A 12,170-nucleotide genomic window follows, 5' to 3' on the forward strand; every position below is an offset into this window, starting at 1 on the left:
GCGAACACGCCGCGCCGCAGGCGCGGCCAAAGACTCAGTCGGTGACGAAACCGTTCAAGCTGCTGCGCAGGTCGGCGAGCAGGGCACGGGCCGCGGTGAGCCCGTCGCCGTGCCACACAGTGTCTTCGACCGCGAAGACGCGCTTATCGGCGGAGGCGCCGAGATCCTTCCAGGCATCGCTGCGCAGCACCGTCTTACCGTGCGCTTCACCTGCCTCGCCCGCGAAGACGACGTAGATGATGTCGCCCTCGACCTTGGTCAGGTCCTGCTCGGTCACGTCGAAGGAGGTGCCGCGCTGCGCGGTCGGCCGCTGTACGCCGACATCGGCGAGGACCTGTCCGGCGAAACTATTGCTGCCCTGGACCTGGTCGTGATCGGCGGTGAAGCGGACCACCGAGGCCTGGGACTGGCTGGCGGCCAGGGCACTACCGGTCTCGCGCGCCTCGGTGCGGTAGTACTCCAATGCCGCTGCCGCGGCCGTGCGGCGGCCGAGACCCGCTGCGAGCGTGCCGAATTCGGTCTGCCAGCCGCTGCCAGGATCGGCGAGTACGGTTGGCGCGATCGCCTGCAATGCGGCGAAACCGCCTGGGCCGCTCGATATATCGCCGATGATCAGATCGGGATGCAGGGCGGCGATCTGCCCGAGATCGGGCTGCGCCGCCGAACCGACGGTGGGAATCTTCAGCACGCCGTAACCGAGATACATGGGCTGCGAGCGAGGTCCGTCGATCGGAACCGCGCCGACGACCCGCTCCCACAGGCCGACCGCGCAGGTCGCGTCCAACGCCGAGGTGGACAGCACCACGACGCGCTGCGGATCCGCGGGCACCTCCGAGGTGCCCGCGGCGTGGGTGACGGTGCGGGTCTTGCCGTTCGACGGATCGGGTGCGCTGGGCAGCGGGCAGGCCTTCGAGGTGTCGCGCTCCAGGCCGACCACGCCCGCGCCCGCGATATTCGTGGTGGTGCGAATGATCGAGCTGGCGTCGTCCTTCTGACTGCAGCCCGCGACGAACAATGCGGCGCAGAGCAGGGCGACCGCCGTGCCCCCGTGCCGGACCGCGCGATTCCTGGCGGTGCCGTATCGGGGGGAGTCCGTGCGGTTTCGGGTGCGAACAGGGGCGCTCACCGGCATGCGGGTGAGGGTACCGCGTGGCGTGGGTGCCCGGACGCGAAGGCCACCGCCGCGTGCACGTCGCATCCGGGCCGTGTTCGCGACCGCGCGGAATCTCGCTGTCGTACAGCGGATTCCGCGCGGTCGCCGGATCGGCTACGTGGCGTTGCCGCCGATGCTGAACCGTGCCCCGGTCGGATCGGCGACCTGTGCGATCCGGCCGTAGGGGGTGTTCTCGGGCTGGGCCAGCACGGTGCCGCCCAGTTCGACGAGCTTCGCGACGGCCGCGTCGACGTCATCGGCGCCGAAGTAGACGGTCCAACCCGCTGGTACACCCTCGGGCAGGAAGGCCGAGGCATCCATGACACCGCCGAGCATCGGAGTGCTGGCGTGGATGGTGGTGTAGCGGAACTCCGGGGTGTCTGAAATGGCGAAGGTATCGCTCCAGCCGAAGACATCACGGTAGAAGTCGAGCGAGCGGGCGTAGTCGCGGGTGTGCAGTTCGAACCAGGACGGGATGCCGACGTGGTCAGTCCAGGTGCCGCCCGAGGCGATGCCGATGGTCTCGAATCCGCCGAAGGTGCCGGTCTGCCAGATGCCGACGCCCGCGCCACCGACATCGCCGAGCACTGCCATCGCGCCGAGATCGCCCACATCCATGGGCGGCACGACGACCGCACCGCCGTGCTCGGCGGCGGCGTCGGCGGTGGCCTTGGCATCGGGCGAAGCGAGGTAGACCGTCCATTGATCGGGTCCCTCGGCCCCGTCCGCGGTCTTGCCCATGCCGCCCGCGACGGCCTTACCGTCCTTGCGGAAGGTGATGTAGCCGCCGAACTCCTCGTCCGCGCGGTCGGCGGTCCAGCCGAAGAGCTGGCCGTAGAAGGCAATGGCCCGGTCTGGATCAGATGTGTAAACGTCGACCCAGCAGGGATCGCCGGTCTCGGGTGCGGGCCCACCCGTCGCCCGACCGCCGCCCCTCATCGAATCGCTACGCGATGCTGTGCTCATAAAGGTCTCCTTGGTCGAGAGTGGATCACTGTCACCGATAGAGACGTCGGCTGGCCGGGAAAGTCATCGCTCGCGACTGCTTGCAGGTTGCACGAAATGGTCGGCAGGCAAGGGGCCGGATTTCATGATCGCCGGATCAGTGGTAGCAGTCGCCCACACGGCGAAATACGACACAGAGTAGGACCCGTGCGGATGGCTGTCGCAGCACGGTTTACGATCTCAGGAGCGCAAGCGAACTCCTCGTCTGTCCCCGGTAGTGGGGCGGATGCGAGCAGCGGAGCCTGCGGAGCGACCTAAAGGCACCTTTCAGGAGGATCAGTGACTGCCGTAGAGCCAAAGCCAGTCCCTCAGTTGGAAGCGACTCGGCCGTATCCGGCTCGGACCGGGCCGAAGGGCTCGTTCATCGTCAAGATGGTCACCACCACCGACCCCAAGGTCCTCGGTGTCATGTACCTGACCACCTCGATGGCGTTCTTCCTCATCGGTGGTCTGATGGCCCTGCTGATGCGTGGTGAGCTGGCCCGGCCGGGTCTGCAGTTCCTGTCCCCCGAGCAGTTCAACCAGCTGTTCACCATGCACGGCACGATCATGCTGCTGTTCTACGCGACCGCGATCGTGTTCGGCTTCGCCAATATCGTCCTGCCGCTGCAGATCGGCGCCCCCGACGTCGCCTTCCCGCGCCTGAACGCCTTCAGCTACTGGCTGTACGCCTTCGGCGCGACCATGGCGACCGCGGGCTTCATCACCCCCGGCGGCGCCGCGGACTTCGGTTGGACGGCGTACGTGCCGCTGACCGACATCCTGCACTCGCCCGGCGTCGGCACCGACCTGTGGATCCTTGGCCTCGCGGTCTCCGGTCTGGGCACCATCCTCGGTGGCGTCAACATGCTGACCACCGTGGTCTGCCTGCGTGCTCCCGGTATGACCATGTTCCGTATGCCGATCTTCACCTGGAACATCGCCGTCACCAGCGTCCTCGTGCTGCTCGCCTTCCCGCTGCTGACCGCCGCGCTGTTCGGCTTGGCCTACGACCGCCACCTCGGTGGCCATATCTACGATCCGGCCACCGGCGGCATCCTGCTCTACCAGCACCTGTTCTGGTTCTTCGGCCATCCCGAGGTGTACATCATCGCGCTGCCGTTCTTCGGCATCGTCTCGGAGATCTTCCCGGTCTTCTCACGTAAGCCGATCTTCGGTTACACCACGCTGGTCTACGCGACCCTTGGCATCGCGGCGCTGTCGATCGCGGTGTGGGCGCACCACATGTACGCCACCGGAGCCGTGCTGCTGCCGTACTTCTCCTTCATGACCTTCCTGATCGCCGTCCCGACCGGTGTGAAGTTCTTCAACTGGATCGGCACCATGTGGCGCGGCCAGCTGACCTTCGAATCGCCGATGCTGTTCTCCCTCGGCTTCCTGGTCACCTTCCTCTTCGGTGGTCTGTCCGGTGTCATCCTGGCCTCGCCGCCGCTGGACTTCCACGTGACCGACTCGTACTTCGTCGTCGCGCACTTCCATTACGTGCTCTTCGGCACCATCGTGTTCGCCACCTACGCCGGTATCTACTTCTGGTTCCCGAAGATCACCGGACGCATGCTGGACGAGCGCCTCGGCAAGTGGCACTTCTGGACCACCTTCATCGGCTTCCACACCACCTTCCTGGTGCAGCACTGGCTGGGCGCCGAGGGTATGCCGCGCCGCTACGCCGACTACCTGCCCAGCGACGGATTCACCACGCTGAACACCATTTCCACCATCGGCGCCTTCATCCTGGGCGCGTCGATGCTGCCGTTCATCTGGAACGTCTTCAAGAGCTACCGCTACGGCGAAGTGGTCACCGTCGATGATCCGTGGGGTTACGGCAACTCGCTGGAGTGGGCCACCACCTGCCCGCCGCCGCGGCACAACTTCTACGAACTGCCGCGCATCCGGTCCGAGCGTCCCGCCTTCGAGCTGCACTACCCGCACATGGTCGAGCGGATGCGGGCCGAGGCCCACGTGGGCTGGGGTTCGGGCAAACATGCCACCGAGGTGCACGAAGGCGCCTTGGCAAAGCACTAGTATTTCGATCGATGAGTGTGCACCCGCTGATCATCAGTGGGTGCACACTCATTTGTGGGAGATGCACCGACCGCAGCGTTGCGACACCGGGGTCCAGCACAGCTACGGCAAACAACTAACTTGGAGCACCTCAGTTGGCCGACACCACCGTCCTCGTCACTGTCACCGGACCCGACCGGCCCGGTGTGACCTCCGTGCTGCTCGCGGCGATGTCGCGGCACCACGTGAGCCTGCTGGATGTGGAGCAGGTCGTCATCCGCGGCCGACTGACCCTCGGCGTGCTGGTCACCTGCCCGAGCGATCCGGAGGCGCTGCAGGACGAGCTCGAAGAGGCGATGAATACCGTCGGCATGCATGTCGACGTCGAGGTCGACGCGCAGATCGGCAGGCAGCCGATGTCCACCCATGCGGTGGTCATCCTCGGCGCGCCGGTGACCGCGCGCGCATTCAGTTCGGTCTCCCGTCAGCTCGCGGCGCTCGGCGCCAATATCGATACCATCCGCGGCATTGCCGACTACCCGGTGACCGGTATGGAACTGCTGGTCACCGCGACCGATACCGGCCCCGATTCCGATGCCCGGCTGCGCACCGCGCTGGCCGAGGTCGCGGTCGCCGAACAGGTGGACGTGGCGGTGGAGCGGGCCGGACTGGCCCGCCGGGCCAAGCGGCTCATCGTCTTCGACGTCGATTCGACCCTGATCCAGGGCGAGGTCATCGAGATGCTCGCCGCGCACGCCGGGGTGGAGGATCAGGTCCGCGAGGTGACCGAGGCGGCCATGCGCGGTGAAATCGACTTCGCCGAATCGCTGCGTCAGCGGGTGGCGACGCTCGCGGGACTGGACGAATCGGTGATCGAGGAGGTCGCCGACCGGATCGAGCTGACACCGGGCGCGCGCACCACCATTCGGACCCTGCGCCGCATCGGATTCCGCTGCGGTGTGGTGTCGGGCGGCTTCCGTCAGGTGATCGAGCCGCTCGCGCACGAACTGGAATTGGACTTCGTGCAGGCGAATACGCTCGAGGTGGTGGACGGCAAGCTGACCGGCCGGGTGGTCGGCGAGATCGTCGACCGTGCCTTCAAGGCCACCGCGCTGCGTAAATTCGCGGCGGAGGCGGGCGTGCCGATGGAGCAGACGGTGGCCGTCGGCGATGGTGCCAACGACATCGACATGCTCAATGCGGCCGGACTCGGTGTCGCCTTCAATGCCAAGCCCGCATTGCGCGAGGTCGCCGATGCGGCTCTGTCGCATCCTTACCTGGACGCGGTCCTGTTCATCCTGGGCGTGACCCGCGACGAGGTGGAGGCCGCGGATGCCCGCGACGGCGGAATCCGTCGCGTCCCGCTCGTCGGCAGCTGAGTCACGAGGGTCGGTAGGCTCGCTGGGGGTGTCGCGCCTGTGCGGCGGTTTTCGTTGACGATCGAGGTGGCGTGATGTCGAGTATCCCGGAGGCCGAATTGTCAACGGGTGTCGAGGGATTCCGCATTCGGCATGCGGAGCTGGCGCGCGGTTACGGCGGTCTCGGCGATCCGGAGGAGCCCGCTCTCGTGCAAGCCATGCAGATGGTGCTGCATATTCCGAAGGTCGATCCGCCGCGGCGCAGTGCGCTGCTGGAGGCCGCTGCGGCGGCCACGGTGGCGCTGTGCCTGGATGATCGGGTCGGGCCCGAGGGGGTGTGGGAGCAGCGGTTCCTGGCCTGGAAGCGGTCGCGGATCCGCAAGGTGGCGCGCCGGGCGCGTGGTGCGCAGTGGCTGGCGGCCAACGAAGTGGACGGGGTGACCGTCGAGGTGGACGGCGCGCAGGCGCGGGCATTCGTGCCGGGGCCGGTCGGCGAGGTCGATCCGCGGATCAGGCGGCTGCAGATCAACGGCACCGATCTCGAACACGACGATCCCGGGCCCGCCGATCCCGATCTGCCGGTGCTGTGGGTGAATACGAAACTCGGCATGACGCTGGGCAAGGCCGCCGCTCAGGTCGGTCACGCCAGCATGTTGCTGGCCGGTGCGCTGACCGTGGACGAGGCGCTGCGGTGGTCGCAGCGTGAGTTCCGCTGCACGGTGCGCGAATCCGGACCGGAGCAGTGGGCGTCGCTGTGCGAGCAGGTGTCTCGTGGGCAGGCCGTCGCGGTGCGCGACGCCGGTTTCACCGAGGTCGCTCCGGGGTCGATGACTGTGATCGCGGTGCCTGGACAATACTGATTGCCCGGGGGGTGAATTGCCTCGCACCGATTTGCACCGCAGGTCCCGTAAGCGATTACGCGGTGTAGATGTTTCGCTGTTCGGCGCCAGGGGGATTCACCCGGGCCCGATCTGGGTACGTTCGACGCAATAGGACCGCCGCACACCACTCGCCGGAGGCCATCATGATGACGACGCTGTTGGTGATACTCGCCGTTTGGGTAGGTTGTTCGATTCCGCTGGCACTGATCGTCGCGCGGATGTTCCGCTCCACCGATGAGCCGCCGAAAAACCCGCCGGGAGCGGTGCGCGCACCGTCCGCGAAGGCACGCCGTGGCGGACGAATGGCCACGTCGTGGCTACCGGCATGGGTCGGTCGTACGAACACAGCGCATTTGAGCCAAGATGGAGCCCGTGCCGCAACCGGATCCCGATCTGCTCATTGATTTCACCGACGTGACCATCCGACGCTCGGGTCACACCCTCGTCGGCCCGGTCACCTGGCAGGTCGAGCTCGACGAACGCTGGGTGGTCCTCGGACCCAACGGCGCGGGCAAGACCTCGCTGCTCCGCATGGCCGCCGCCGAAGTGCATCCGACCTCGGGCATCGCCCATCTGCTCGGTGAAGTCATCGGCAAAACCGATGTCAGCGAGCTACGACCGCGCATCGGCTGGTCCTCGGCCGCGGTGGCCAGCCGGATTCCGCGCGACGAGAAGGTCAGCGATCTGGTGGTCTCCGCCGGTTACGCGGTCCTCGGTCGCTGGCGCGAGCGTTACGACGACGTCGATACCGATCGCGCCATCGATATGCTCGAAAGTCTCGGTGCCGAACATCTTTCCGATCGCACCTACGGAACGTTGTCCGAGGGTGAGCGCAAGCGGGTGCTGATCGCCCGCGCGATGATGACCGATCCGGAGCTGCTGCTGCTCGACGAGCCCGCCGCCGGTCTGGATCTGGGCGGCCGTGAGGAATTGGTGGAACGCCTCGGCGATCTGGCCTCGGATCCCGATTCCCCGGCCATGGTCCTGGTGACCCACCATGTCGAGGAGATTCCGCCGGGCTTCACCCATGGCCTGCTGCTGAACGAGGGCGCGGTCATCGCGCAGGGGTTGCTGCCGGATGTGCTCACCGCCGAGAACCTGAGCGAGGCCTTCCGTCAGTCGATCGCGCTGGATCGCGTCGACGGCCGGTACTTCGCGCGGCGCGCGCGTCGGTTGGGGCGGCATCGTTCGCGCTGAGCCCGTGATGGGGATTACGGCGTAAAACAAGCAGGCGTTAGGGTGCAGGAGTGAGTGAGACGAACGCGCAGGAGCCCATTCCGCCGCTCAAGGACGCGTCGACGGTGATGTTGGTGCGTGACGGTGCCACCGGGCCCGAGGTGTTCCTGCAGCGCCGGGTCGGGGCGATGGCCTTCGCCGCCGGTATGACCGTTTTCCCGGGCGGCGGTGTCGATCCGTCGGACGGAACCGCCGATATCGAATGGGCCGGACCCGAACCCGCTTGGTGGGCGGCGAAATTCGGCACCACCGAGCCGAGGGCCAAGGCGCTCGTTGCCGCCGCGGTGCGCGAAACCTTCGAGGAGTGCGGAGTGCTGCTGGCCGGGCCGACAGCCGACACCGTCGTCTCCGATACCACCGGCTACCACGATGCCCGGGGCCGACTGGAACGGCGCGAGGTGTCGCTGGCGGACTTCCTCGCCGAAGAGAAACTGGTGCTGCGCGCGGATCTGCTGCGGCCGTGGGCGAATTGGATCACCCCGGTGATCGAGCCGCGGCGCTATGACACCCGCTTCTTTGTCGCGGTGCTGCCGCAAGGACAGTTGGCCGACGGCGCCACCACCGAGGCGGCCGAGGTGCAATGGCGCACCGCGGCGGACGAGCTCGACCGCTGGCGGGCGGGCACCGATGTGCTGTTGCCGCCGACCTGGTCGCAGCTCGATGCCATTGCCGAATTCGCTTCCACGGCGGAGATTCTGGCCATCGACCGGGTGATCGAACCGATCATGCCGGTGCTCACCGGTGACAGCGGGCGGCAGGTGCTCCAGTTCCCGGACAACCAGCGCTATTTCGCCGCAATGCCGGATACCAGCAGGCTCAGGGGATCCGCGCGTCCATGAGGCAGTAGGTTTCCTGCCATGGCCGAATTCGTGACCCTGGAGTTGCCCGAGGATCCCGCCGTCCGTGGCGTTGCCGTCCTGCGGATCGACCGCCCGCCGCTGAACCTGCTGAATGCGCAGCTGGTCCGGGAGGTGGCCGAGGCGGCGGCGGTTGTCGCCGCACACCCCGGGGTCGCGGCATTGGTCGTCTACGGCGACGAGCGAGTCTTTTGCGCGGGCGACGACCTCGCCGAACTCTCCGGACTCGACCCGGATCAGGCCGAAGCCATGGCCGCCGATCTGCAGGTGGCACTGGGCTGCCTGGCCAAGGTGCCCCAGCCCACCGTCGCCGCGATCAGCGGCTACTGCCTCGGCGGCGGCCTGGAACTGGCCCTCGCCGCCGACCGCCGCATCATCGGCGACAACGTCAAACTCGGCCTGCCGCAAATCAAAGCGGGCCTCATCCCGCTCGCGGGCATCCGCCGCCTATCGCTGTTGATCGGCCCCGGCCCCGCCAAAGACCTCGTCTACACCGGCCGCTTCGTCGAGGCCGACGAAGCGCGCACCCTCGGTCTGGTGAACGAGGTCGTCGCCCCCGACGACGTCTACACCGCCGCCATCCGCTGGGCGCAACAATTCACCGACGGGCCCACCCGCGCCCTCGCCGCCGCGAAAGCCGTCTTCGAAGCGGGTCCCCACGGCCTGGACCGCGCCCGCACCGAATGGACCACTCTCTTCACCACCGAGGACCGCCGCATCGGCACCGAGTCCTACCTGGCTGACGGCCCGGGATCGGCGACTTTCGTCGGGCGCTGACGGGGCACACGGCTCGGCCGAGTCGGTGGCGTTGAGGCTGTCGGTCGATTTGCCCGGACAGGTCTGGCGGGCTCGATCGTGCTCGCATCGAATGGACCGTGCTCTTCGCCACCGACGGCCGTCGCGGGCACGAGTTGTACCTGGCCGACGGTCCAGGCTCGGCGACTTTCGTCGGGCGGTGATGGGGCACACGGCTCGGCCGAGTCGGTGGCGTTCGTGAGGTCTCGGTCGATCTGCCCGGACAGGTCTGGCGGGTTCGATCGTGCTCGCACGGAATGGACCCCACTCTTCGCCGCTGGGCCCGCATTGGCACTAGTCGAACCTGGCCGACGGTCCAGGTTCGGCAACCTCAGTCGGTCGCTGACGGGCACCGACGCAACCGGCTGACGGTTCGGTTTGGCCTGCTTGTCGTTACTGGCCGGTAGCCAGGATCTGCGGTGCCGCGGTCCGTCGGGTCGGGATCGGGCGATCCGAGTGCCGATGCGAACCATAAACAGGAACACGTTCCTGGTCGATGGGTAGTGTGACTTTCGCGGCACTCGATGATCGTGAGTCCCACTCGAGCCCCAGGTTGCCGACCGCATCTGGGGCGGGTGGCGGTGTGCGGGTAGATCGTCGGGCGGGTTCAGAACCAGAACGAGTCTCGGGGGACGGTGCGGTGGAGCGAAATCACGTCCTACTCACTGGTCCGCTGCAGACGTGCGGCGCAGGGTTGGCTAGGCTAGCCCACCATGACGGTCCACCCCGATGACCCGGCGCCGAACCCGCATGCCACCGAGGCCGAGGTCGAAGCAGCGCTGAAGGATACGAAGCTCGCCCAGGTGCTCTATCACGACTGGGAAGCCGAGACCTATGACGACAAGTGGTCGATTTCCTATGACGAGCGCTGTATCGACTATGCCCGCGGCCGGTTCGACGCCGCGGTCGGCCCCGCGCCGCTGCCGTACGAGCGCGCGCTGGAACTGGGCTGTGGCACCGGCTTCTTCCTGCTGAACCTCATGCAGGGTGGCGTCGCGAAGTCCGGTTCGGTCACCGACCTGTCGCCGGGCATGGTGAAGGTCGCACTGCGCAATGCCGAGAACCTCGGGCTCGATGTCGACGGCCGGGTCGCCGACGCCGAGACCATCCCGTACGAGGACGACACCTTCGACCTCGTCGTCGGGCACGCGGTGCTGCACCACATCCCGGATGTGGAACTGGCGCTCAAGGAGTGCCTGCGCGTGCTGAAGCCGGGCGGGCGTTTCGTCTTCGCCGGAGAACCGACCACCGCGGGCAACTTCTACGCCCGCTGGCTCGGCCGCATCACCTGGAAGGCCACCACCACCGTGACCAAGCTGCCCGCACTGTCGGGTTGGCGGCGTCCGCAGGCCGAACTGGACGAGTCCTCGCGCGCCGCGGCGCTGGAGGCGGTCGTCGACCTGCACACCTTCGATCCGAGCGACCTCGAGGCGATGGCGCGGGGCGCCGGGGCTACCGAGGTCAAGGCGAGCACCGAGGAGTTCGCGGCGGCGCTGTGGGGCTGGCCGGTGCGCACCTTCGAGGCGGCGGTTCCGGACGAGAAGCTCACCATGGGCTACCGGATGGCCATGTACCGTGCGTGGCTGCGGCTGAGCTGGTTGGACGAGAACGTCATGCGCCGCGTGGTGCCGCGCCAGTTCTTCTACAACGCCATGATCACCGGCGTGAAGCCGGGCGCTGCCGCCAAGTAGTGGGTTACCGCTTCGGCCGCGAGGATGTCGTCTTCCTCGGCAGCGCGGCGGGTTGCGCCGCGCTGGCCGAGGTGGATCGGCTGGAGCTGACTCCCGCGACGCACCTGCGCGATTTGGAGCGGGTGCGTCGCGAATTCGGCGAGCGGTCGGCCGCACTGGTGGAAACGGTGCGTCTGCGCCGTCGTGCCGCGGCCAAACTCGTCGATACCGGACAGTGGCTGTTCACCGACGACGCACTGCAACAGGCGACGCCGACGCTGGTCGCCCGACACCGCGCCGAGCGCCTGTCCGGACGGGCCGTACACGATGTGACCTGCTCGATCGGCGCGGAACTCGCCGAACTGGCTCGCACCTGCCCTTCGGTGCTCGGCAGCGACCTCGACGACGTGCGCCTGTCCATGGCCGCACACAATCTCGCCGCATCCCGAAATGTCCTGCTCGCCAAGGCCGATGCCCTCGTCTCGACCAGCATCGGCACCGTCGTCATTGCCGATCCGGCCCGCCGCGCGGACGGTCGCCGCACCCACGATCCGGCCAAACTGCAACCCCCGCTCCCGGATCTGCTTGCCGCCTATCCCGGCCGCGATCTGGCCGTAAAGTGCGCTCCCGGATTGGATTTCGACCGCCTGGACTGGCCGGGCGAGATCGAGGTCGTCTCCCTCGACGGCGCGGTCCGCGAGGCCTGCCTGTGGTCGCCGGGCCTTTGCGACAGCGACGTCACCCGCCGCGCGACAGTCCTCATCTCCCGAGGCGAATCCGTCACCTACACCGACGCCGCCCCCGACGAGATTCCGGAACAGCCCCCCGGCGAGTGGATCATCGACCCCGACGGCGCGGTTGTCCGCGCAGGCCTGGTGCGCCACTACGCCGCCGAATACGGCCTCTGGCAACTGGACCCGCAGATCGCCTACCTGACCGGCAATGCCGTCCCCCACGGCGTCCGCGGCTTCCGCATCGTCGACCGCCTGGAATTCCGCGAAAAAACCCTCCGCCAAGAACTGACCCGCCGCAACTGCGGCCCTCTCGAAATCCGCATCCGCGGCCTCGACATAGACCCCGACACCCTCCGCAAACGCCTCAAACTCCGCGGCACTACTCCCTACACCCTCATCCTCACCCGCCTATCCCGCACCGCCGCCGCCTTCCTCTGCACCACCCCACCACCCACCCCCTGAACCCGAGAATGCAATGTG

General features: G+C 67.5%; 10 protein-coding genes. 8 read left to right on the plus strand and 2 right to left on the minus strand.

The features are described from left to right. Positions 1–34: 34 nt before the first annotated feature. Complete coding sequence (locus NP3_RS36835; RefSeq protein WP_063046340.1) at positions 35–1,132, minus strand: ABC transporter substrate-binding protein; 1,098 nt, start codon at positions 1,130–1,132, stop codon at positions 35–37. Positions 1,133–1,267: 135 nt separating this feature from the next. Then, a complete protein-coding gene (locus tag NP3_RS36840; protein ID WP_063046349.1) occupies positions 1,268–2,092 on the minus strand; it encodes a VOC family protein in 825 nt (274 codons plus the stop codon). A 345-nt stretch (positions 2,093–2,437) separates the two neighbouring features. Here NP3_RS36840 and ctaD point away from each other — a divergent pair, with 345 nt between their 5' ends. The 8 genes from ctaD to NP3_RS36885 all read left to right on the plus strand — a co-directional run bounded on the left by ctaD (position 2,438) and on the right by NP3_RS36885 (position 12,152). Further along, complete coding sequence (gene ctaD, locus NP3_RS36845) at positions 2,438–4,180, plus strand: aa3-type cytochrome oxidase subunit I (RefSeq protein WP_063046341.1); 1,743 nt, start codon at positions 2,438–2,440, stop codon at positions 4,178–4,180. 134 nt (positions 4,181–4,314) lie between these two features. After that, a complete protein-coding gene (gene serB / locus NP3_RS36850; protein ID WP_063046342.1) occupies positions 4,315–5,538 on the plus strand; it encodes a phosphoserine phosphatase SerB in 1,224 nt (407 codons plus the stop codon). A gap of 74 nt (positions 5,539–5,612) precedes the next feature. Continuing rightward, positions 5,613–6,377, plus strand: a complete 765-nt coding sequence (locus NP3_RS36855) for a peptidyl-tRNA hydrolase (RefSeq protein ID WP_084509495.1) — start codon at positions 5,613–5,615, stop codon at positions 6,375–6,377. A 384-nt stretch (positions 6,378–6,761) separates the two neighbouring features. Beyond that, positions 6,762–7,595 (plus strand): ABC transporter ATP-binding protein, encoded by an 834-nt coding sequence (locus NP3_RS36865; RefSeq protein WP_063046344.1) that lies wholly within the window; start codon positions 6,762–6,764, stop codon positions 7,593–7,595. A gap of 107 nt (positions 7,596–7,702) precedes the next feature. Further along, positions 7,703–8,473 carry an NUDIX hydrolase gene (locus NP3_RS36870; RefSeq protein WP_169814647.1) on the plus strand — a complete coding sequence of 257 codons (771 nt, stop codon included), beginning with the start codon at positions 7,703–7,705 and terminating at the stop codon, positions 8,471–8,473. 18 nt (positions 8,474–8,491) lie between these two features. Then, positions 8,492–9,268 carry an enoyl-CoA hydratase-related protein gene (locus tag NP3_RS36875; protein ID WP_063046346.1) on the plus strand — a complete coding sequence of 259 codons (777 nt, stop codon included), beginning with the start codon at positions 8,492–8,494 and terminating at the stop codon, positions 9,266–9,268. Between the two features lie 731 nt (positions 9,269–9,999). After that, positions 10,000–10,977: a class I SAM-dependent methyltransferase gene (locus NP3_RS36880; RefSeq protein WP_063046347.1), complete on the plus strand. Its 978-nt coding sequence runs from the start codon at positions 10,000–10,002 to the stop codon at positions 10,975–10,977. Next, positions 10,977–12,152 carry a class I SAM-dependent methyltransferase gene (locus NP3_RS36885; RefSeq protein ID WP_063046348.1) on the plus strand — a complete coding sequence of 392 codons (1,176 nt, stop codon included), beginning with the start codon at positions 10,977–10,979 and terminating at the stop codon, positions 12,150–12,152. Before NP3_RS36880 ends, NP3_RS36885 begins: the two co-directional genes overlap by 1 nt. Positions 12,153–12,170: the final 18 nt, after the last annotated feature.

It is taken from the genome of Nocardia pseudovaccinii NBRC 100343 (assembly GCF_001613225.1).
Lineage (GTDB): Bacteria > Actinomycetota > Actinomycetes > Mycobacteriales > Mycobacteriaceae > Nocardia > Nocardia pseudovaccinii.

Excerpts from the sequence above, each read along its gene's own strand:
- NP3_RS36835 (WP_063046340.1), bottom strand. The coding sequence starts at position 1,132 with ATGCCGGTGAGCGCCCCTGTTCGCACCCGAAACCGCACGGACTCCCCC.
- NP3_RS36840 (WP_063046349.1), bottom strand. The coding sequence starts at position 2,092 with ATGAGGGGCGGCGGTCGGGCGACGGGTGGGCCCGCACCCGAGACCGGC.
- NP3_RS36855 (WP_084509495.1), top strand. The coding sequence starts at position 5,613 with ATGTCGAGTATCCCGGAGGCCGAATTGTCAACGGGTGTCGAGGGATTC.
- NP3_RS36865 (WP_063046344.1), top strand. The coding sequence starts at position 6,762 with ATGGAGCCCGTGCCGCAACCGGATCCCGATCTGCTCATTGATTTCACC.
- NP3_RS36870 (WP_169814647.1), top strand. The coding sequence starts at position 7,703 with ATGTTGGTGCGTGACGGTGCCACCGGGCCCGAGGTGTTCCTGCAGCGC.
- NP3_RS36875 (WP_063046346.1), top strand. The coding sequence starts at position 8,492 with ATGGCCGAATTCGTGACCCTGGAGTTGCCCGAGGATCCCGCCGTCCGT.
- NP3_RS36880 (WP_063046347.1), top strand. The coding sequence starts at position 10,000 with ATGACGGTCCACCCCGATGACCCGGCGCCGAACCCGCATGCCACCGAG.